At 70.1% G+C, this 21,680-nt stretch carries 18 protein-coding genes; 7 read left to right on the top strand and 11 right to left on the bottom strand.

Features of this window, described 5'->3' with window-relative positions:
• The first annotated feature begins 322 nt into the window (after positions 1–322).
• Positions 323–2,779 (top strand): DNA topoisomerase IV subunit A, encoded by a 2,457-nt coding sequence (locus ABZT12_RS30095; RefSeq protein ID WP_356390331.1) that lies wholly within the window; start codon positions 323–325, stop codon positions 2,777–2,779.
• Positions 2,780–2,783: 4 nt separating this feature from the next.
• Here the strand turns inward: ABZT12_RS30095 and ABZT12_RS30090 are convergent, their stop codons facing one another.
• Together ABZT12_RS30090 and ABZT12_RS30085 are read right to left on the bottom strand one after the other, a co-directional pair.
• Positions 2,784–3,917 (bottom strand): GTP-binding protein, encoded by a 1,134-nt coding sequence (locus ABZT12_RS30090; protein ID WP_356390329.1) that lies wholly within the window; start codon positions 3,915–3,917, stop codon positions 2,784–2,786.
• Positions 3,918–4,128: 211 nt separating this feature from the next.
• The gene (locus ABZT12_RS30085) at positions 4,129–5,316 is read right to left on the bottom strand and encodes a citrate synthase/methylcitrate synthase (RefSeq protein ID WP_356390327.1); all 1,188 of its coding nucleotides are present in this window, start codon (positions 5,314–5,316) and stop codon (positions 4,129–4,131) included.
• A gap of 106 nt (positions 5,317–5,422) precedes the next feature.
• Here ABZT12_RS30085 and ABZT12_RS30080 point away from each other — a divergent pair, with 106 nt between their 5' ends.
• From ABZT12_RS30080 to ABZT12_RS30065, 4 genes are all read left to right on the top strand, one after another.
• Positions 5,423–6,676 (top strand): citrate synthase family protein, encoded by a 1,254-nt coding sequence (locus tag ABZT12_RS30080; RefSeq protein WP_356390325.1) that lies wholly within the window; start codon positions 5,423–5,425, stop codon positions 6,674–6,676.
• 75 nt (positions 6,677–6,751) lie between these two features.
• Positions 6,752–7,699 (top strand): sucrase ferredoxin, encoded by a 948-nt coding sequence (locus tag ABZT12_RS30075; RefSeq protein ID WP_356390323.1) that lies wholly within the window; start codon positions 6,752–6,754, stop codon positions 7,697–7,699.
• 81 nt (positions 7,700–7,780) lie between these two features.
• Positions 7,781–9,454, top strand: a complete 1,674-nt coding sequence (locus ABZT12_RS30070) for a sensor histidine kinase (RefSeq protein ID WP_356390321.1) — start codon at positions 7,781–7,783, stop codon at positions 9,452–9,454.
• Entirely contained in the window at positions 9,451–10,131 is a 681-nt protein-coding gene (locus ABZT12_RS30065; protein WP_356390319.1) for a response regulator, read from the top strand. Before ABZT12_RS30070 ends, ABZT12_RS30065 begins: the two co-directional genes overlap by 4 nt.
• 92 nt (positions 10,132–10,223) lie before the next feature.
• Here ABZT12_RS30065 and ABZT12_RS30060 read toward each other — a convergent pair whose 3' ends face one another.
• From ABZT12_RS30060 to ABZT12_RS30050, 3 genes are all read right to left on the bottom strand, one after another.
• A complete protein-coding gene (locus ABZT12_RS30060; protein ID WP_356390317.1) occupies positions 10,224–11,279 on the bottom strand; it encodes an ABC transporter substrate-binding protein in 1,056 nt (351 codons plus the stop codon).
• Between the two features lie 83 nt (positions 11,280–11,362).
• The gene (locus tag ABZT12_RS30055) at positions 11,363–12,238 is read right to left on the bottom strand and encodes an ABC transporter permease (protein WP_356390315.1); all 876 of its coding nucleotides are present in this window, start codon (positions 12,236–12,238) and stop codon (positions 11,363–11,365) included.
• Positions 12,228–13,043, bottom strand: coding sequence for an ABC transporter ATP-binding protein (locus tag ABZT12_RS30050; RefSeq protein WP_356390314.1), 816 nt, complete (start codon positions 13,041–13,043; stop codon positions 12,228–12,230). Before ABZT12_RS30050 ends, ABZT12_RS30055 begins: the two co-directional genes overlap by 11 nt.
• Before the next feature lie 158 nt (positions 13,044–13,201).
• Between ABZT12_RS30050 and ABZT12_RS30045 the strand changes: the two genes are divergently transcribed.
• Positions 13,202–13,894, top strand: coding sequence for a response regulator (locus ABZT12_RS30045; RefSeq protein ID WP_356390312.1), 693 nt, complete (start codon positions 13,202–13,204; stop codon positions 13,892–13,894).
• 114 nt (positions 13,895–14,008) lie between these two features.
• Here ABZT12_RS30045 and ABZT12_RS30040 read toward each other — a convergent pair whose 3' ends face one another.
• From ABZT12_RS30040 to ABZT12_RS30015, 6 genes are all read right to left on the bottom strand, one after another.
• Positions 14,009–15,601 (bottom strand): cation acetate symporter, encoded by a 1,593-nt coding sequence (locus tag ABZT12_RS30040; protein ID WP_356390310.1) that lies wholly within the window; start codon positions 15,599–15,601, stop codon positions 14,009–14,011.
• Positions 15,598–16,158: a DUF485 domain-containing protein gene (locus tag ABZT12_RS30035; protein ID WP_356390308.1), complete on the bottom strand. Its 561-nt coding sequence runs from the start codon at positions 16,156–16,158 to the stop codon at positions 15,598–15,600. The genes ABZT12_RS30040 and ABZT12_RS30035 overlap by 4 nt, the downstream gene beginning before the upstream one ends.
• 68 nt (positions 16,159–16,226) lie before the next feature.
• On the bottom strand, positions 16,227–16,919 hold the full coding sequence (locus ABZT12_RS30030) for a response regulator transcription factor (protein WP_356390306.1): 693 nt from the start codon (positions 16,917–16,919) through the stop codon (positions 16,227–16,229).
• Positions 16,916–18,067, bottom strand: a complete 1,152-nt coding sequence (locus ABZT12_RS30025) for a histidine kinase (protein WP_356390304.1) — start codon at positions 18,065–18,067, stop codon at positions 16,916–16,918. Before ABZT12_RS30025 ends, ABZT12_RS30030 begins: the two co-directional genes overlap by 4 nt.
• Positions 18,068–18,078: 11 nt before the next feature.
• Positions 18,079–18,588, bottom strand: a complete 510-nt coding sequence (locus ABZT12_RS30020; RefSeq protein ID WP_356390302.1) for a DUF1453 domain-containing protein — start codon at positions 18,586–18,588, stop codon at positions 18,079–18,081.
• A gap of 199 nt (positions 18,589–18,787) precedes the next feature.
• Positions 18,788–20,908 (bottom strand): DNA topoisomerase IV subunit B, encoded by a 2,121-nt coding sequence (locus ABZT12_RS30015; RefSeq protein WP_356390300.1) that lies wholly within the window; start codon positions 20,906–20,908, stop codon positions 18,788–18,790.
• 440 nt (positions 20,909–21,348) lie between these two features.
• Here ABZT12_RS30015 and ABZT12_RS30010 point away from each other — a divergent pair, with 440 nt between their 5' ends.
• Positions 21,349–21,579: a hypothetical protein gene (locus tag ABZT12_RS30010; protein WP_356390298.1), complete on the top strand. Its 231-nt coding sequence runs from the start codon at positions 21,349–21,351 to the stop codon at positions 21,577–21,579.
• The last annotated feature ends 101 nt before the right edge of the window (positions 21,580–21,680 follow it).

The following is a 21,680-nucleotide window of genomic DNA, read 5'->3' as shown; positions in this document are numbered from 1 at the left end:
CGTCCCTTCGATCGCGGATTCTTCAGCTGGAACCGCAGAATTCCTGCAAGTCCTGCCACTGTATGCAAGCGCGCGGACCGTCGGCGAAGTTCCCGGCGGACATACGCCGAGAGCGAGATCGCGTAGCCTGCGGACAGTCGCACGCACGGACCCACGTGGCACCTCTCCGTGCCCGGGCCGGGCGGCCAACGCCGGGTCCCGGTCCGCGTTGTCAGTGGCGCGGTCCACAATGGGCGGCGTCAGATCCCCACGCTTCAGCCAACAGTGAGCCGAAGGGGCAGCGACCCGTAGGTGAGCACCCAGAAAAGAGGAGCCGGCAGCGATGGCCCGCCGCAGCACGAAGACCCCGCCGCCCGACGACTCGTTCGAGGAGCGAATCCTCGACATCGACGTCGTCGACGAGATGCAGGGCTCCTTCCTTGAGTACGCGTACTCGGTCATCTACTCCCGCGCCCTGCCGGACGCCCGTGACGGCCTCAAGCCCGTCCACCGGCGCATCGTCTACCAGATGAACGAGATGGGGCTGCGTCCCGACCGCGGCTACGTGAAGTGCGCCCGGGTGGTCGGCGAGGTCATGGGCAAGCTGCACCCGCACGGCGACGCGTCGATCTACGACGCGCTCGTGCGGATGGCCCAGCCCTTCTCGATGCGGGTCCCGCTCGCCGACGGCCACGGCAACTTCGGCTCCCTGGGCAACGACGACCCGCCGGCCGCCATGCGGTACACCGAGTGCCGGATGGCCGAGGCGGCCGGTCTCATGACGGAGTCGATCGACGAGGACACGGTCGACTTCGCCCCCAACTACGACGGCCAGGAGCGGGAGCCGGTGGCCCTGCCCGCCGCTTTCCCGAACCTCCTGGTGAACGGCGCGTCGGGTATCGCCGTCGGCATGGCCACCAACATGCCGCCGCACAACCTGGGCGAGGTGATCGCCGCGGCCCGCCACCTGATCCGCTATCCGGCCGCGGACCTCGAAACCCTGATGCGCCACGTCCCGGGCCCCGACCTGCCCACCGGCGGCCGGATCGTCGGCCTGTCCGGCATCCGCGACGCCTACGAGACGGGCCGCGGCACCTTCAAGATCCGCGCCACGGTCACCGTGGACACCGTCTCGGCACGCCGCAAGGGGCTGATCGTCACCGAACTGCCCTTCGCCGTCGGCCCGGAGAAGGTGATCGCCAAGATCAAGGACCTGGTCGGCGCCAAGAAGATCCAGGGCATCGCCGACGTGAAGGACCTCACCGACCGCCAGCACGGGCTGCGCCTGGTCATCGAGATCAAGAACGGATTCGTGCCGGAGGCCGTCCTGGAGCAGCTCTACAAGCTGACCCCCATGGAGGAGTCCTTCGGCATCAACAACGTGGCGCTGGTCGACGGCCAGCCGCTCACCCTGGGCCTCAAGGAACTCCTGGAGGTCTACCTCGACCACCGCTTCGAGGTCGTACGGCGGCGCAGCGAGTTCCGCCGCACCAAGCGGCGCGACCGCCTCCACCTGGTCGAGGGTCTGCTCACGGCGCTGCTCGACATCGACGAGGTCATCCGCCTCATCCGCTCCAGCGACAACTCCGCGCAGGCCAAGGAGCGCCTGATCGAGCGCTTCTCGCTGAGTGAGATCCAGACGCAGTACATCCTGGACACGCCGCTGCGCCGGCTCACCCGGTTCGACCGGATCGAGCTGGAGTCGGAGAAGGAGCGGCTGACCGCGGAGATCGCCGAACTGACCCGCATCCTGGAGTCGGACGCAGAGCTGCGCAAGCTGGTCTCGGCCGAACTGGCCGCGGTGGCGAAGAAGTTCGGCACCGAGCGGCGCACGGTACTGCTGGAGTCGGCGGGCTCGTCGGCCGCCACAGTGCCGCTCCAGGTCGCGGACGACCCGTGCCGGGTCCTGTTCTCCTCCACGGGTCTGCTGGCGCGTACGGCGAACGGTGAGCCGTTCCCGGAGGACGCCGACGCGCGGCGCGTCAAGCACGACGTGATCGTCTCGGCGGTGCAGGCGACGGCACGGGGCGAGGTCGGGGCGGTGACGTCGACGGGCCGGCTGCTGCGGATCAACGTCATCGACCTTCCACAGCTGCCGGAGACGGCCGCGGCGCCGAACCTGTCGGGAGGCGCCCCGCTGTCGGAGTTCCTGCCCCTGGAGGAGGACGAGTCGGTGATCTGCCTGACGACGCTCGACGAGTCCTCCCCCGGACTCGCCCTGGGCACCGAACAAGGCGTCGTGAAGCGGGTGGTCCCCGACTACCCCACCAACAAGGACGAGTTGGAGGTCATCACCCTCAGGGACGGCGACCGGATCGTCGGCGCGATCGAGCTGCGCACCGGCGACGAGGACCTGGTCTTCATCACCGACGACGCCCAACTCCTGCGCTACCAGGCCTCCCAGGTGCGTCCCCAGGGCCGGCCGGCCGGCGGTATGACGGGCATCAAGCTCACCGACGGCGCGAAGGTGATCTCCTTCACCGCCGTCGATCCGGCCGTGGAGGCGGTGGTGTTCACGGTGGCGGGCTCGCGCGGCACGCTGGACGACTCGGTCCAGACGACGGCCAAGCTGACCCCGTTCGACCAGTATCCGCGCAAGGGCCGGGCCACCGGCGGGGTGCGCTGCCAGCGGTTCCTGAAGGGCGAGGACTGCCTGTCCTTCGCCTGGGCGGGCGCCACACCGGTGCGGGCCGCCCAGAAGAACGGCACACCGGCCGACCTCCCGGAGATGGACCCGCGACGCGACGGCTCGGGCGTATCGCTGCCGAAGACGGTGTCGGTGGCAGCGGGCCCGGTGTAGCCCGTCAGCCCTCGGGTCCGGGTTCGGGCTCCCGCTCCTGTACGTAGCGCAGGACGCCCCACATGCTGTGCTCGTCGGCGTGTGGGGCGTCCTGCTTGCACGCCTCGAGTTCCTTGCGCAGGGCCGGAGCGTCGATACCGGCGCCGATCAGGACGAGTTGGGTGCGGCGGGGCTCGCCGGCCGCCCAGGGCTCGGGGTAGAAGCGCAGGAAGCGTCCTACGGCGTGCACGGCGTAGCGGTTGACGGGGTCATGGGCGCCGAACCCGACGTACCCCTTGATCCGGTAGAGCCCCTCGGGCCTGCTGTCCAGGAACTCCATCAGCCTGCGCGGGTCCAGCGGCACCTCGGCGGTGAACGAGAGGCTGTCATAGGCCGTGTGCAGGTGGCTCGCGTTGCCGTGCTCGCGGGCTCGGGCGGGGGTGTCCGTCCCGTCGCCCGTATCGGGTGCGTCGGCTGCGGCCCTTTCGTCGCCGGGTGTGCCGTGGTCGTGCAGGTCGTCGAAGGACAGCTGGCCGACGCGTTCCTCGCTGGGTTTGCAGTCGAAGAGGAACTCCGGGTCGATACGGCCGTAGGTGGCCGGGACGACGGCCGCGCGGTCGGTGAGCGGGCGGACCAGGCCGAGGACGCGGTCGGGGTCCGCCGCCCGGTCCAGCTTGTTCACCACGACGAGGTCGGCGAGGCCGAGATGCCGGTCGATCTCGGGATGCCGTGCGCGTGTGTCGTCGAACTCGGCGGCGTCGACGACCTCGACCAGGCCGCCGTAGACAACCTCGGGAAGGTCGCTGGCGAGGACCATGCGGACCAGTTCCTGGGGTTCGGCCAGGCCGCTGGCCTCGATGACGATGACATCGATACCGGCGGAGGGCCTGGCCAGCCGTTCGAGGTAACTGTCCAGTTCGCTCGCGTCGACGGCACAGCACAGACAGCCGTTGCCGAGGGAGACGGTGGAGTCACCGAGCGCCCCGGCGACCGCCATGGCGTCGATCTCGATCGCGCCGAAGTCGTTGACCACCGCCCCGATCCGGCTGCCGCCACTGCGATGCAGGAGGTGGTTGAGGAGGGTGGTCTTACCGGATCCCAGGAATCCGGCGAGAACGACCACCGGAATCTGCCGTGTCTGCGGGCTCGGCTGGCTCACCGTGCGACCTCTCTCACCACGAGCGTTGACTGCCGCCCCAGGATACGAGCCGTGGAGCCACTCCGCGCCGCGCGCCGTTGACGTCACCAGCACCGTCGAGACGGCCAGACGAGAGAAGCCGTTAATGCCGTCATGCCGTCATGCCGTCATGCCGTCAACAGGATCAATGTGGTCCATGTGGTCGGGGTCTGGTCCACGTGGTCTACGCCGTCTACGTGGTCCTCCACGGGGTCTGCGCCGCTGGGGGCACCTGTACGGGTGCCTCCGGACCGACATACCGCGCCACCGGGCGGATGATCTTCGAGTCCTCCGCCTGTTCCAGGATGTTCGCGCTCCAGCCCACCGCCCGCGCCGCCGCGAAAGTCGGAGTGAACATCTCGCGCGGCAGACCGCAGAGTTCCATGACGACCCCGGCGTAGAACTCGACGTTCGTGTGGAGTTCGCGGCCCGGCTTCAGTTCGGCGAGGATCGCCTCGACCTGGCGCTCGACCTCGACCGCGAACTCGACCCGTGCTCCGCCGAACTCCCGGGCGACCTCGCGCAGCATCCGTGAACGGGGGTCCTCCGTACGGTAGATGGCGTGGCCGAAGCCCATGACGCGGTCGCCGGCGAGCACGCGCTCGCGGATCCAGGGGCCGATACGGTCCGGTGTGCCGATCGCGTCCAGGGTGTCCAGGGCACGGCTGGGCGCGCCCCCGTGCAACGGCCCGGAGAGCGCGCCCACGGCACCGACCAGACACGCGGCGACATCCGCGCCCGTCGACGCGACGACGCGCGCCGTGAAGGTCGACGCGTTGAAACCGTGGTCGACGGTGGAGATCAGGTACTGCTCGACCGCCCTCGCCTGCCGTGGCTCCGGCTCCGAACCGGTCAGCATGTAGAGATAGTTGGCCGCGTACGACAGGTCTTCGCGCGGCTCCACCGGTGCGAGCCCCTGCCCCAGCCGGTGGAGCGCGGTCAGCAGAGTCGGTACGGCGGCGCAGGCCACCAGGGTGTCCGCGCGGCGCCGGGCGGCGTCGATGTCGTACACCGGCCGGAAACCCTTCGCCGCGCCGAGCAGCGAGAGGGCGGTGCGCATCCCGGCCAGCGGGCCGGAGAGCCGGCTCGCTGCCGCCACGGCGGGCAGGGCGGCCCGCACCTCGTCGGGCAGCCGGCGCAGCGCGGCGGTCTCGACGGCGAAGGCTGCGGCGCGTTCGGTGCCGGGCAGTTCGCCGTGGACCAGGAGATGCCAGACGTCTTCGAAAGTGCGGGTCCGCGCGAGTTCGACGGCGGAGTACTGCCGGTAGTGGTAAAAGCCCTCGACTCCACGGACGTCACCGATTCGGGTGTCGGTGACGACGACCCCGGCGAGCCCTCGCGGGACGTCGACACGTGTAATTGCGGCCCTGCTGCTGGACATGCTGCCTCCCTGGACGTGTCTCGACTGTCCATGGTTGACTCAATCACTGTCAATATTGATTGAATCGAGTAAATCAATATATCGGGGAGTGGATACCGTGGCCTCCATGCGTGATCAAGAACCCGCCGCGGGTCACCCCGGCCGCCGTCTGAGCACCAAGGAGACCGCCGAGCTGCTCGGCGTGAAACCCGAGACCGTGTACGCGTACGTCAGCCGCGGCCAGCTCGGCAGCAGGCGGGAGCCGGGCGGCCGCGGCAGCACGTTCGACGCCGAGCAGGTCCAGGCCCTCGCCCGCCGCAACAGGCGGGAGAGCGAGGGGAGTTCGGGCGGCGGCGACCTGTCGGTGCGGACCCGTCTCACTCTCATCGAGAAGGACCGGTTCTCCTTTCGCGGCGTCGACGCGGTCGAACTGGCCGAGCGCCACTCCTTCGAGGAGGTGGCCGAGTGGCTGTGGACCGGGCGGCTGAGTCCTGGGATCACCTTCACCGCGCCGGCCGCCGCCGTCACCGCCGCCCGCCGCGCCGCCGGTGCCCTGCCCGAACACGCGGGCCCCACCGACCGGTTGCGGGTCGCGGCCGTCGCGGCGGCGGCCGCCGACCCGTTGCGCTTCGACCTGTCCCCGGACGCCGTGCTCGGCACGGCACGCGGCCTCGTCCCGACCCTGGTCGCCGCCCTGCCGCCGTTTCCCCGCAGTCACCGGGACACGGGCCCGATGGCCCACCGGCTGTGGGCGCGGCTGAGCGGACGCGAAGCCGACGAGGCGTCGCTGCACGCCCTGGACACGGCACTCGGGCTGCTCGTCGACCACGACCTGGCCGTCTCCACGCTCGCGGTACGGCTCGCCGCGTCGGCCCGCGCCCATCCCTACGCCGCCGTCTCGGCCGGCCTCGGCGTGATCGAGGGCCCGCTGCACGGCGCGGCCAGCGGGCTGGCGCACCGGCTGCTGCTCGACGTGCTCGACCAGGGCACCGCCGCCCCGGTGATCGCCGACGAACTGCGGGCAGGCCGCCGTATCCCCGGCCTCGGGCATCGGCTCTATCCGGGCGAGGACCCACGCGCGCGTGCCCTGTTCGCTCTCCTCAAGGACGTTCCGGGCGCCGGTCCCGCCCTCGCCGCCGCCCGTGACATCGTCGCCACCACCGCCCGCCACACCCCGCTGCACGCCAACGTCGACCTGGCGCTCGCCGTGCTCACCGCCTCCTCGGGGATGGCCGCCACGGCGGGCGAGACGATCTTCGCAGTGGCCCGGACAGCGGGCTGGATCGCCCACGCCATGGAGGAGTACGGGGAACGTCCGCTGCGCATCCGCCCGAGCGGTCACTACGTCGGCCCGAAGCCCCCTCTGCCTCTGCCGGAGTGAGGCAAAAGTAAGCCGGAGTAGGACACGAGTGCGACTGGAAGTCGTCCCGAGGCAATGCAGGTTAGGCTTACCTGCGTGAGTACGTGCGTGACGGTCTCCCGGGATCTCGACGAGCCGCTTGCCGGAACGGCGGCCACGGCGACGACCTGGCTGCTGCTGGAACAACCCGGACCGTGGGGTGCCAAGGCGCTCACTTCGAGCCACCTGGACCCCGCGCTGGGCCGTGCCCTGGAGGCCGCCGCCGAGGGCACCGGTGTACGGATCGCGCTCATCCGCCGCCCGGGGCGGCACGCCGAACTCGGGATGCCTCCGGTACGCCAGGTGTACGCCGCCCACACCGCTCCCGGGAACGCTTGGCTGCACACCGCCACGACCTGCGACCCGCGGCAACTGCTCGACCTCGACTTCGAGGCCCTCGGCAGCGGCGACCACCGCACGTTCGGGGCGGCGCTGCGGGGGCGGCCCCACCCGGACGGTCCGCTGGCCCTCGTCTGCACCAACGGCAAGCGCGACCGGTGCTGCGCGCTCCTCGGCCGCCCCCTCGCCGCCGAACTCGCCGCCTCCGGCGTCACGGGCGCCTGGGAGGTCACCCACCTCGGCGGTCACCGCTTCTCACCGACGACACTCGTCCTGCCGCACGGATACGTCTACGGACGCACCGGCGCCCATGGCGTCAAGGAGATCCTGCACGGGGTCCAGGACGGCCGGATCGTCGTCGAGGGCTGCCGGGGGCGTTCGGCGTGGGAGCGGCCCGGTCAGGCTGCGGAGCTGGCCGTGCGGAGCGCGGCGGGCGAGTTCGCGGCGGAGAGCCTGAGCGTGGTGGCGACGCGAGGCACCGCCCCGCGCTGGGAGGTGACCGTCGCGCACACGGACGGACGCCGGTGGCGCGTCGCGGTGGCCCAGGGTGCCGCCCGGCCACCGCGCCCGGAGAGCTGCGGGGCGGCGGTGCTGGGCGCACCGGCGCGGATGGACGTGGTGGCGGTGCGCGCACTGACCCGGGCACCGGCCGCACTCGCGGGCTGACACCGACTCCGCATCAACCCGTCAAGAGATCAACGCCACACCCCTACGGCAGGGCCCGTGCGTCCACGTAACGTCATGGGCATGAGCCCCACTCCTCCCGCACGCCGTCGGCGTCTCGGGCTGCCGCGGCGGGTGTTCTCGCAGGTCCTGCTGATGCAGCTGACGATCGCCGCGGGGGTCGCGGTGCTCGTCACCGGCCTGTTCCTCCAGCCCCTGAGCAAGCAGCTGGACCAGGAGGCGATGAACCGCGCGCTGGCCATCGCCGAGACCACCGCGCAGCAGCCGCGGATCGCCGAGGAGCTCCAGAGCACCCCGCCGACCGCCGACGGTCCCGTGCAGCGGGCGGCCGAGCGGATCCGGAAGGCCACCCGGGCCGAGTACATCGTGATCATGGACTGGCGGGGCGTGCGCTGGTCGCACACGAACACCCGGGAGATCGGCCGGACCGTGTCCACCTACCCGGGTCAGGCCCTGGCCGGGGCCGAGACCACGGGCATCGACAGCGGCACTCTGGGCCGTTCGGCCCGCGGCAAGGTGCCTCTGCGCAGCGCGGACGGGACCGTCATCGGCGCGGTGTCGGTGGGCATCACCTACGACAGCGTCCGCGCGCGGCTGATCAGCGCCATCCCGGGTCTCCTGGCGTACGCCGGTGGCGCCCTGGCCGTCGGCGCGCTGGCCGCGTGGCTGATCTCCCGCAGGATCCAGCGGCAGACCCGGGACCTGGCCTTCTCGGACATCGCGGCGCTGCTGTCGGAGCGGGAGGCCATGCTGCACGGCATCCGGGAGGGCGTCGTCGCCCTGGACCGCGGGGGCCGCATACGGCTCCTCAACGACGAGGCGCGGCGGCTGCTGGGCATCGGCGACGAGGCCGTCGGCCGCTCCCTCGACGAGGCGCTCGGCGAGGGCCGTACCGCCGACGTCCTGGCCGGCCGGGTGACCGGTACCGACCTGCTCACCGTGCGCGGCCAGCGCGTCCTGGTCGCCAACCGCATGCCGACCGATGCCGACGGCGCCGTGGCGACCCTGCGCGATCGCACCGAACTGGAGCAGCTCGGCCGCGAACTCGACTCCACGCGCGGCCTGATCGACGCCCTCCGCGCCCAGGACCACGAGCACGCGAACCGTATGCACACGCTCCTCGGCCTGCTCGAACTGGAGATGTACGAGGACGCCGCGGACTTCGTCGGAGAGGTGGTCGGCGACCACCGCGCCACCGCCGAGCAGGTCACCGAGAAGATCCACGACCCGCTGCTGGCCGCGCTGCTGGTCGGCAAGGCGACCGTCGCCGCCGAGCGCGGAGTCGCCCTGTGGATCTCCGACCTGACCTGGCTGCCCGACCGGCTGATCGACCCCAGGGGGCTGGTCACGGTCGTTGGCAACCTGGTGGACAACGCGCTCGACGCGGTCGCGGGCACACCGCACGCGCGCGTGGAGGTCGAGCTGCGCGCGGAGGGACGTACCGCCGTACTCCGGGTGCGGGACACGGGTCCCGGCATCCCCGCGGAACAGCGCGAGCTGGTCTTCACCGACGGGTGGTCGACCAAGAAGCCGCCGGCGCACGGCAAGCGCGGCATCGGACTCCCCCTGGTGCGCCGGCTCGCCGAACGGCAGGGCGGCAGCGCGCTGGTGACCGACGCGCACGGCGGCGGCGCCGAGTTCACGGTCGTCCTGCCCGAGGCACTGGCCGGTTCCGGTGATCTGCGGCCGGCGCTCACCGTCCCCGTCGAACCGTCCCCCGAGGAGGAGTCCCGATGATCGAGGTCCTGGTGGTGGATGACGACACCATGGTCGCCCAGGTCAACGCCGCCTACGTCGAGAAGGTGCCCGGCTTCCATGTGGCGGGCGAGGCACACAGCGCGGCCGAGGCGCTGGCCCGGCTGGAGATGCCGCCCCGGCCGGACCTGGTGCTCCTGGACCACTACCTGCCCGACGAGACGGGTCTCGCGGTCGTCCGGGAGATGCGTCGGCGCGGCCACCGGACGGACGTGATCATGGTGACGGCGGCCCGGGACGTCACGACCGTCCAGGCCGCGATGCGGCTGGGCGCGCTTCAGTACCTGGTGAAGCCGTTCGCCTTCGCGGGTCTGCGCGCCAAGCTGGAGGCGTACGCGCAGCTGCGCCGGAAGCTCGACCACGGCGGCGAGGCCGAACAGGCCGAGGTGGACCGGATCTTCGGCGCCTTGTCGGCACCCCCGGAGCCGGGGCTGCCCAAGGGGCACTCCCCGACCACCGCGGAACTCGTCCGCAAGTCCCTGATGAACGCCGAAGGGCCGCTGTCCGCCCAGGAGATCGCCGACCGCACCGGGGTGAGCCGGCAGACCGCCCAGCGCTATCTGAAGCTGCTGGAGCGCACGGGACGGGCTCGGCTGACCCTGAAGTACGGCGACGCGGGCCGCCCGGAACACCGTTACGTGTGGGCGGCCCGCGCCTGAGAAGGACACGGCCCTGTGGGGGGCTGGGGAAGAAAGGACCGTGCCCTCCTTGTGTACGGATGCGGGCGGCGGCCGTGTCAATCGTTCGCGGGTCAGCCCTTCGCCTTGTCCACGAACTCGGTCGTGTACGTCTTGCTCAGGTCAACCTCGGCGTTCTTGATGGCCGGGTTGAACGCCTTGAGCACCTTCTCGACGGTCTCCGGACCGTTCTTCGGCATCACACCGTCGTCGGTGAACATCGGCAGTGTGCTCTTGATCGCGGCGGCGTAGAGGAGACGGTTGCCCTGCGAGTAGTCGGCGGGCATCTTGTCGGCGATCTCGGTCGCGCTGTGGGTGGACATCCACTTGAGCGTCTTGACGAACGCGTTGGCCAGTTTCTGGGCGGTGGCCTTGTGACCGTTCACCCAGTCCGTCTGCATGTACAGACTTGACGAGGGGTACGGTCCGCCGAGCGCCGCCTGCGATCCCGCGGGGGTCCGCATGTCGACGAGGATCTTGCCGGCCTTCTTGTCGAGGATCGTGGCGACGGTCGGGTCGGTCGTCATGCCGGCGTCGATGGAGCCCTGTTGGAGCGCGGCGATGAAGGTGGGTCCCGCGCCCACGGCGACCGGGGTGAACTCGCTGACGTCGACGCCGTTCTTGACCGCCAGGTACTTGCTCAGGAAGTCGGTCGAGGAGCCGAGTCCGGTCACGCCGAGCTTCTTGCCCTTGAAGTCCTTGGGCGACTTGACGCTCCCGGCCGCCTTGTCGGACACGACCTCCACCTCGCCGGGCGCCTGGGAGAACTGCACCACCGACTCGATCGACTTGCCCTTCACCTGGAGGTCGAGGGTGTGGTCGTAGAAGCCGACCGCCCCCTGGACCTGGCCGGAGACGAGGGCGGTCTCGGCCTGGACGCCGGCCGGTTCGCTCAGCAGCTCCACGTCGAGGCCCTCGGCGTCGAAGTAGCCGAGCCGCTGGGTGAGCATCGCGGGCAGGTAGATGACCTTGTCCAGGCCACCGACCATGATCTTGACCTTCTCTCCCTTGCCGCCGCCCTTGCCGCCGGTGGAGGTGGTGCCGGCCGCGTCGTTGGCGCAGGCGGTGAGCGAGGAGAGGGCGAGCAGGCCGGAGGCGGCCAGGGCCGCGTATCTGGCGGTCTTGCGCATGGCGGTTCACGTCCTTGTGAGAGGGCGGTGCGGGGAGTACGGGAAGTGCAGGGCTGATCAACGGGGTTGTACGGAGCGGTAGTTCAGCGCTCGGAGTCCGACGGCTTCCAGCGGAAGATGCGGCTCTCGGCGAAGGTGAGCAGCCCTTCGGCCACGAGGGCGACGACGGCGAGGATCACCATCGCGGCGTACACGCCGGCCGCGTTGAAGGTGCCCTGGGACTGTGCGACGAGCAGACCGATGCCCTTGGTGGCGCCGATGTACTCGCCGACGATCGCGCCGATGAGGGCGAACCCGAAGCTGACGTGGAGGCTGGTGAAGATCCACGAGGTGGCGGAGGGGATGACGACCTGGAACGTCACCCGTCGGTCGCTGGCGCCGAGGATGCGGGCGTTGGCGACCAGGTTGCGGTCGACCTCCCGGGCGCCCTGGAAGGCGTTGAAGAACACCGGGAAGAAGACGAGCACCACGGCCGACGCGATCTTGGAGGCCGGTCCGAGCCCGAACCAGATGACGAAGATCGGGGCGAGGACGATCCTCGGTATGGAGTTGAGCACCTTGATGTATGGACCAAGGATGTCGGCCAGCAAGGTGATCCGCCCCAGCGCGATACCGAAGACGACACCGGCGAGCACGCCGATCACCCAACCGAGCAGCGCCTCCTGAAGCGTGTACCAGATCTGCTCGCCCAACGATCCGAGCGCGGTCCCGTGCATCACCCAGGTGTTGATCTGGTCCCAGATCTTCGAGGGCATCGAGAAGTTGAACGGATCGATGACCTCGACCCGCGCAAGCCACTCCCACAGGCCCAGGACGGCGACCAGGAGCAGCGCCCGGGCGGCGGCGATGCCCAGTCGGCGTCTGCGGGCGGCACGCGCGCGCGAGTGGGCGCGGTCCGCCTTCTCCGGTTCGGCGAGCGGCACGGCGACGGCGGCCTCGGGCAGGACGTCAGGCGACATGAGCCGCACCCCTCTCGCGCGTGATGCGGACCTCTTCACTGAGCGACTCCCAGATCTCGCGGTAGATCTCGATGAACCGCGGTTCCAGCCGCACCTCTTCGACCTTGCGGGGACGCGGCAGATCGATGTCGAAGACCTGCTTCACGGTGGCCGGCCCGGCGGTCATCACGACGACCCGGTCGGCCAGCGCGATGGACTCCTCCAGGTCGTGGGTGACGAAGACCACCGAGGATCCGGTGCCCTCCCACAGCTCCAGGAGTTCGTCCGACATCAGGGCCCTGGTCTGCACGTCGAGCGCCGAGAAGGGCTCGTCCATGAGCAGGATCTCCGGGTCGTTGACGAAGGTCGCGGCGAGCGCGACGCGTTTGCGCATCCCGCCGGAGAGCTGGTGGGGATAGCGGTCCTCGAAGGCGGAGAGACCGACCCGGGCCAGCCACTCACGCGCCTTCTCCTTGGCCTCCGCCTTCGGCACCCCGCGGAAACGCGGGCCTGCCATGACGTTGGAGAGCACCGTGCGCCAGGGGAAGGTGGCGTCCTGCTGGAAGACGAAGCCGACCTTGTCACCGACGCCGGAGACCGGCTCGCCGGCCACCAGCACATCGCCCTCGGAGGGCTCTTCCAGCCCGCTGACGAGGGTCAGCGTGGTCGACTTGCCGCAGCCCGTCGGGCCGACGACCGCCACGAACTCGCCGCGCCCGACAGTGAGATCCAGTCCCCTGACGGCCGTGTGCAGACCCCCCGACGGGGTCCTGAAGGTTTTGCTCGCGCCCCGCAGTTCGATGGCGGGGCTGTTGTCTGCGCTCATGGCGGGACCGTAGGTGTGGCCCGTGCCACAGCAGCAGTCTTCTGGTCGCAAGCAGTTCTTTTGCTCGCAAGAGCCTGTTGTGCTCTTTTTGCTCGCGCTACAACTGCGGAGCCGAAACACGGGCGTAACGCTCGCCTGGCCTTGAGGAAAGAGGCCCAATGATTGACGTCATGATCGTGGACGACGACTTCCGCGTCGCCGAGATCAACGCCATGTACGTGGGGAAGGTTCCCGGATTCCGGGTCGCCGCCCGCGCCCACAGCGCTGCCCAGGCGCTGGCCACCGTGGAACGCGGGACCATCAACCTGGTTCTGCTCGATCACTACCTGCCCGACCGGACGGGTCTCGAACTCGTCCACCGCATGCGGGAACAGGGCCACGGCACCGACGTCATCATGATCACGGCGGCCGGCGATGTGACGACCGTGCAGCAGGCCATGCGCCTGGGGGCCCTGCACTATCTGGTCAAGCCGTTCACCTTCGCCGCGCTGCGCACCCGCCTGGACTCCTACGCCGCCCTGCGCCGCACCGTCGACCGGGTCGGTGGCCGCGGGGTGGCCGGCCAGGAGCAGGTCGACCGGATCTTCAGCGCGCTGCGCACCACACCGGCACCGGCCGCACCGGGCCCGCCCAGCGGTCACTCGGAGCCGACCACCGACCTGATCTGCGGTGTCCTGCACCGCGCCGGTCACGCGCTCTCGGCGCACGAGGTCGCCACCGAGACGGGTCTCAGCCGCTCCACGGCCCAGCGCTACCTCCGTCACCTGGAACAGGCCGGCCGTCTCCGCCTCTCCCTCAAGTACGGCGACACCGGCCGCCCGGAACACCGGTACGCGTGGGTGGCGCCCTAGCGGCAGGGCCGGAGGCAGCACGAAAACGGGCGTCCGCCGGGCCCGAAAACCCGGCGGACGCCCATGAGGCCGTACGACGAGGGGGTGTCGTACGGAGTGGACAAGGCCCCTTGCCTACACCGCCCCAGCTCCCGTCAGCGCCCGTACCTCGGTTTCGGCGTGTTTCGCCTGGTCCGGAAGGTCCGCCGAGGTGACCGTGCCGAGCCAGCCCGCGAGGAAGCCGAGCGGGATCGAGATCAGTCCGGGGTTCTGCAGGGGGAAGAACTGGAAGTCGAGGCCGGGGAACAGCGAGTCGGGGCTGCCCGACACGACCGGCGACAGCAGTACGAGAACCAGCGAGGGAACCAGTCCGCCGTATACGGCCCACACCGCGCCACGGGTCGTGAAGCCGCGCCAGAACAGCGAGTAGAGCAGCACCGGCAGGTTGGCCGAGGCGGCGACGGCGAAGGCGAGGCCCACCAGGAAGGCGACGTTGAGGTTCCTGGCGACGAGGCCGAGCGCGATCGCCACGAGCCCGATGCCGACGGCCGCGACCCGCGCGATGGTCACCTCGCTGCGCGGTGCTGCCCGCGGGCGCCGCAAGGTCGCGTAGAGGTCGTGCGCCACGGAGGCCGAGGAGGCGAGGGTGATCCCGGCCACCACGGCGAGGATCGTCGCGAAGGCCACTGCCGCGACGATCGCGAACAGGACCGTGCCACCGGTGGAGTCGGGTCCGCCGCCCAGGTCGAGGGCGAGCAGCGGAACCGCCGTGTTCCCCGCCTCGTTCGACTTCCGCAGAGCTTCCGGCCCCACGATCGCGGCGGCGGCGAACCCGAGGACGATCGTCATCAGGTAGAAGCTGCCGATGAGCCCGATCGACCACACCACCGAACGGCGCGCGGCCCGTGCGGTGGGCACGGTGTAGAAGCGGGACAGGATGTGCGGCAGGCCGGCCGTGCCCAGCACCAGCGCGAGGCCGAGGCTGATGAAGTCGAACCGCGCGGTCCAGTCCCCGCCGTACTTGAGGCCCGGCACCAGGAAGGCGTTGCCGTGACCGCTGCGGGCGGCTGCCGTGAGCAGCAGTGCGTTCACGTTGCCGTGGAAGCGCAGCAGGGTCAGGACCGTCAGCGCGATGGTGCCGGCCATCATCAGCACCGCCTTGACGATCTGGATCCAGGTGGTGGCCCGCATACCTCCCAACGACACGTAGATGACCATGAGCGCGCCGACGCCGATGACGGTCCATGCTCGCGCCGCCGCGCTCGTGCCGCCCAGCAGCACGGAGACCAGGCTGCCGGCGCCCACCATCTGCGCCACCAGATAGAGAACGGAGACGGTGACCGAGGACGTTCCCGCCGCGATCCGCACCGGCCGCTCGCTCATCCGGGACGCGACCACGTCGGCGAGCGTGAACCGGCCGCAGTTGCGCACCAGTTCGGCGACGAGGAACAGCACCACGAGCCACGCCACGAAGAAGCCCACCACGTACAGCAGCCCGTCGTAACCGAAGAGCGCGATCAGGCCCGTGACCCCGAGGAACGAAGCCGCGGAGAGATAATCGCCTGAGATGGCAAAACCATTCTCCATCGGTGAGAAGAGACGCCCTCCCGCGTAGAACTCCTCCGCCGAACCATGCCGGTTGCGGCTCACCCAGGTCGTGATCCCGAGGGTGACCGCGATGAAGGCGCTGAACAGCAGCAGCGCCAGTGTCTGATGCTGACCGGTCACGAAGCACCACCCTGGATACTGCGGGTCAATTCCTGTGTGTCCCAGCGCAGTTCGAGCGCGGCCCGGTCCCTCCGCAGCCGCGCGTGCCGGGCGTACGCCCAGGTGAGCAGGAAGGTGCTGAGGAACTGTCCCAGTCCCGCGACCATCCCCACGTTCACCGCGCCCATCACCGGCCGGGCCATGAAACCGGGCTCGGTCGTCGCGGTCACCACGTACCCCACGTACCAGGCGAAGAAGACGACTATGGCCGGGACAACGAACCGCAGATACCGCCTGCGCACCTCTTGAAAGGCCGCACTGCTCTGCACCTCCAGATAGACATCCGCCGCACGGACAGCCCGGTCGTCGTCCTCTCGGCGAGCGGAGGGAATACGGGGCCGGCGCGCGCCCCCGCCGCCCGGCTCGCCCCAGCCGGACGCGAGCGTGTCGTGCCAGGGGTCGTGGTAGCGCGCCTTCCCGGGTGCCTCGACGGGGGCCAGGTCAGGGCCTTCGTGGTTCTCGGCCGGGATCTCGTGACCGCCCCCGCCACCGCGGGAACGATCGTTGCTTGACTGCATACCCAAGGATGGACAGAACGGGAAGATCCCTGACTCTTCTTCTCGTTCCTCTCACCCCATCAGGTGACTCACCCCGCCGGCGGTCTCACCAGGCCTCTGCCGTAGGCGTAACGCACTGCCTGCGCACGGTCCTTGAGCCCCGTCTTGGCGAAGAGGTTGTTGATGTGGGTCTTCACCGTGGCCGTGGAGACGTGCAGCTTGCGGGCGATCTCCTGGTTGGAGAGTCCCTCGGCGATCAGCAGGAGGACCTCGGTCTCCCGACCGGTGAGCCCGTCCGGCGACTCGGCGGTCGCCTTAGGCCCGCACGGTTCCGCGGCCAGGTCGGAGAAGCGTTCCAGCAGCCGCCGTTGGATGCTCGGCGACAGCCCGGCGTCCCCGGACAGCACGCTCTCCACGGCCCGTACGATCTCGTCGCCGCCCGCGTCCTTGGTGAGGTAGCCGCGGGCGCCCGCCTTCAGCGCCGGGAACAGCGACGCGTCGTCCGCGAACGTCGTGAGCACCACGACCTGTGTCCGGGGGTACTCCTCCCGGATCCGCCGGGTCGCCTCGACGCCGTCACAGCGGGGCATGCGCAGGTCCATCAGGACTACGTCCGGGCCGAGTTCGGCGACGAGCCGCACCGCCTCGTCCCCGTCACCGGCCGCCCCCACCACCTCGATCCCGGGCAGCAGTCCCAGCAGCATCACGATGCCCTCCCGGACGACGGTCTGGTCGTCCGCGACCACCACCCGCGCGGGCTCACGCCCCGTCTCCCGCGTCATACAGGCACCTTCAGCGTCACCACGAACCCCTCCTCGTCCGGCCCGGCACGCAGGGAACCGCCCAGCAGTTCGGCACGCTCCCGCATGCCCAGCAGACCGTACCCGCCGCCAGCGCCGGTGAGTTCGCCCGGCGAACCTCCCGAGTCCCTTACGTCCAGCGTCACTTCGCGGTCGCCGTACTCCAGCCGCAGGTGGACCTTGGCTCCCAGGGCGTGCTTGCGGACGTTGGTGAGCGCCTCCTGGGCCACCCTGCGCACGGCCTGCGACGCCTCGGCCGGCAGAGGACGCCGTTCACCCGTGACAGTGACGTCGGTTCCCTGCGCCGTACCGACGAGCTGGGCCAAGTACTCCTCCAGCGGGGTCATCTCGCCGCGCAGCGCCGAGAGGGCCTGCCTGGTCTCGGCGAGGCCGTCTCTGGCCATCCCCCGAGCCGCCACGACCCGCTCCAGGATCGTCTCCCGGTCGGCGCCCCGCTCGATCAGCAGCCGGGCCGCCTCCAGGTGCACGAGCTGGGCCGAGAGGCTGTGGGCCAGTACGTCGTGGATCTCCCGGGCGATCCGGGCCCGCTCCGCCAGCGCCGCCGACTGCGCCTCGGCGTCCCGCGCGGCCCGCTCCTGCGCCAGCAGCCGCTGGGCGCTGCCCCGGGCCTCGGCGTCCAGCCGCAGGACGTATCCGGCGAGGGCGAGCCCCGCCGTCGTGGCCGCCGTCGTCAGCCAGACGTCGTTGTTGACCGCCGCGTACAGGGCGAGGGCGACCGACGTCACCGGCAGCGCCACGGCCAGCGGCATCCGCTCCAGGACGGTGACGGCGCAGCCGCACCAGATGACCAGGGCCGGAACGGTCAGGCCGATGGACTGGGCGGCGAGCGCGATCCCCATGAGGAGGGCGACAAGCGCCAGGGACGGCAGGAGCCGGTGTTCCAGGGTGGTACGAAAGAAGGCCCAGGAGGCGGCCGCGGCGACGAGGGCGGTGGCCGCCGCCACGGCCACGCCCCAGCCATGGACGTGGCTGTTGTGGAAGACGCCCCACAGCAATATGCCGAGTCCCATCGTCCGCACGGCCCAGCCGAGCACGCGCCGGGGCTGGGAACGGTCCCTGCGTCCGAGCGCCTCGCGGCAGGGCCAGCGGGTCCAGGCGTTCTCGCTCACCCGCGCTCCTTTCACCATGCCCGCGACATGCGGTCACCGTAGGCCGCGGCCGGAGCGTCCACCGAGGGCACGGACTGGGCTCGCCAGACCAGGATTGCGGAGCGGACCAGCAGGGTCGCCGCGAGCGCGAGCAGCAGGGCGGAGCTGTTCTGATGTACTCCCAAGGCCGCGCCCAAGGCGAAGAGGCCGGCCCGGAAAGCGATGCCGACGGCCCAGACGAACCCGCTCGCTCTGGTGCTCTTGCTCCACACGGTGCCGTCGGCCTCGGCCCATACTCGAGTGGTCCAGGCCCAGCCGACTCCGGTGAGCAGCCCGATGACCAGCTCGCTTCCCAGCAGCAGTATCGACCCGGTGTGGTGGTGCGGGTCGAGTATGGCGGGCTCACGGAGCGCCATGACGGCGACGATCAGGGGCAGAAGCCACCAGCGCCTGCCGGTGTCGATCCGGCGGGTGCGGAACTGGCGCACGAGCACCAGCACGACGACGGCCACGATCACCAACGCGTTAACGAGCCCGGGCATCAGAGCCTCCGTGAGCGGATGGGGTGCCGTCAGCGAGTGCTGTCGACGCCTTCGACGCTACGGAGATCCCCGGCCCGACGGATCGGCGCGGGGGTGGATCGTGGGTGGATTCCCGAGGGGGCGCCTCTCCACCCACGGGTGGAGTCGACCGCCCGCGCACGGGCCCGGGTCCGGCCGGCACCCGGGTCCGGCGCTGTCGCTACGCGTCGATCCGCGACCGGTCGAGGGTCGCGGCCGAGTTGGAGATGAACTCCTTGCGCGGTGCCACGTCGTTGCCCATCAGCAGATCAAAGACCTGCTCCGCCGCGTCCAGACTGGAGAGGTTGATCCGCCGCAGGGTCCGGTGACGGGGGTCCATCGTCGTCTCGGCCAGTTGGTCCGCGTCCATCTCGCCCAGACCCTTGTACCGCTGGATCGAGTCCTTGTACCGGACACCCTTGCTCTGGAACTCCAGCAGCTTCTCCCGCAGCTCCCGGTCCGAGTAGGTGTAGACGTACTTGTCCTGCCCCTTCTTGGGCTGGACCAGCTCGACGCGGTGCAACGGCGGGACGGCGGCGAAGACCCGGCCCGCCTCGACCATCGGCCGCATGTAGCGCTGGAACAGGGTCAGCAGCAGGGTCCGGATGTGGGAACCGTCGACATCGGCGTCGGTCATCATGATGATCTTGCCGTAGCGGGCCGCGTCGATGTCGAAGGTCCGGCCCGAGCCCGCTCCTATGACCTGGATGATCGCGCCGCACTCGGCGTTCTTGAGCATGTCGGTCACGGACGACTTCTGGACGTTGAGGATCTTGCCCCGGATCGGCAGCAAGGCCTGGAACTCGGAGTTGCGGGCCAGCTTGGCGGTGCCGAGCGCGGAGTCGCCCTCGACGATGAACAGCTCGCTGCGCTCCACGTCGTCGCTGCGGCAGTCCGCGAGCTTGGCCGGCAGCGACGAGGACTCCAGAGCCGTCTTGCGGCGCTGCGCGTCCTTGTGCTGGCGGGCGGCGATACGGGTACGGGCGGCGGCCACCGCCTTCTCCATGACCACCCGCGCCTGCGCCGCCGCGTCACGCTTCGCCGAGGTCAGGAAGTCCTTGAACTCCCTGGTGACCACGTTGGTTACGATGCGGCGAGCGGCCGAGGTGCCGAGCACCTCCTTGGTCTGGCCCTCGAACTGGGGCTCGGCGAGGCGCACGGTGACGACGGCGGTGAGGCCCTCCAGAGCGTCGTCCTTGACGATGTCGTCCTCGGCGACGCGCAACAGCTTCTTGGCGCGCAGCACCTCGTTCATCGTCTTTACGACGGCCTGCTCGAAGCCGGCCACATGTGTGCCGCCCTTGGGGGTCGCGATGATGTTCACGAACGACCTGAGAGTGGTGTCGTAGCCCGTGCCCCAGCGCATCGCCACGTCGACGCCCAGCTCGCGGGTGACCTCGGTCGGCGTCATCTGACCGTGGTCGTCGAGAACCGGCACCGTCTCCTTGAAGCTGCCCTGTCCGGAGAAGCGGAGGACGTCGCAGACGGGCTTGTCGGCCGCCAGGTACTCGCAGAACTCGCTGATGCCGCCGTCGAAGCGGAAGGACTCCTCGCCCTTGCTGCCGCCCTCGCCCAGGCCGTATTCGTCGCGGACGACGATGGTGAGGCCCGGCACCAGGAACGCGGTCTGGCGGGCGCGCTGGTGGAGATTCTCCAGGGTGAGCTTGGCGTCCTTGAGGAAGATCTGGCGGTCGGCCCAGTAGCGCACGCGCGTGCCGGTGCGGGTCTTGGCGATCCGTTTGGTCTTGCGCAGGCCGCTCGCCGCCTCGAACCCGGCGTCCGGGCCGTCGGCGGCGAAGACTCCGGGGACCCCTCGCCGGAAGCTGATGGCGTGGGTCTGGCCCCCTCGGTCCACCTCGACGTCCAGCCGCGCGGAGAGCGCGTTCACCACGGAGGCGCCGACGCCGTGCAGGCCTCCGGAGGCCGCGTAGGAGCCGCCGCCGAACTTGCCGCCGGCGTGCAGCTTGGTCATGACGACCTCGACCCCGGAGAGGCCGGTCTTGGGTTCGACGTCGACCGGGATGCCCCGGCCGTTGTCGCGCACCTCTACGGAGGCGTCGTCGTGCAGGATCACCTCGATGTGGTCGCCGTAGCCGCCCAGGGCCTCGTCGACCGAGTTGTCGATGATCTCCCAGAGACAGTGCATGAGACCGCGGCTGTCGGTCGACCCGATGTACATGCCGGGGCGCTTGCGCACCGCTTCGAGCCCCTCCAGGACGAGCAGGTGCCGCGCGGTGTAGTTGGAACCGTCCCGGTCTGCTGCCAGCAACGCTGTGGACGGCACGGACGTTTCGGCGGTCACGCGGTTCGCTCCTCGCTGAATTTCAGATGGGACCCTTTTGGGTAAGGGCCCGGCTTCGGTCGCCGCTCAGAGGGTACCGAGGCCTGGTAGAGCCGTTGTAACGCCACCCTCGTCATCAACTCACACTAGTCGAGCGTCGCATGCCTGTTCGATCCCTCGATGGAGTGAAGTACATATCACGTTCCCTTCGGGGCATGAACCATTTAGGCTCCGGGCACGTCCTCATGAACAACCGGCAACCCAGCCGGCGGACCCGACAATGACCGACAGTGCGAACCCGTAAGACACATAGACACGCAATACGGCACATTCGCCGCCAACCGGCAGCAGACAGCCGCCCCGGAAGAATTTTTCGAGGAAAAGCCACGAGCGGGAACGTTTTCGGGCTGGTTGGATGTTGACCCTGGTACGACAGCTCGTCGAGCTAGAGAAGAGGCGACGTGACTACTGTTCTGACCCCCGCGAGCCCACTGACGGCCGCCGATCGCTGCGACCGCTGCGGCGCCCAGGCATACCTGCGCGTCGTCCTGCTGAGCGGCGGAGAACTGCTCTTCTGCGCCCACCATGGCCGCAAGTTCGAGCCGGAACTCAAGAAGATCGCCGCTGAGATACAGGACGAGACGGAGCGGCTTACGACCGTTCCCGCGACCTCGTCCGAAGACGAACGCTGACACATCGCGTCCACGACGAGCCAGCTCCGGTCCAGGCCGGTGACGGGGGGGGGGGGGGGGCCCCCGGGGGGGGGCCCCCCCCCGCGGGGACAACCCCCCCG

Source organism: Streptomyces sp. NPDC005423 (assembly GCF_040606415.1).
In the GTDB taxonomy this organism is placed as follows: domain Bacteria; phylum Actinomycetota; class Actinomycetes; order Streptomycetales; family Streptomycetaceae; genus Streptomyces.
Note: the sequence above shows the minus strand (reverse complement) of the source record. Positions and strands in the feature narration are given on the sequence as shown.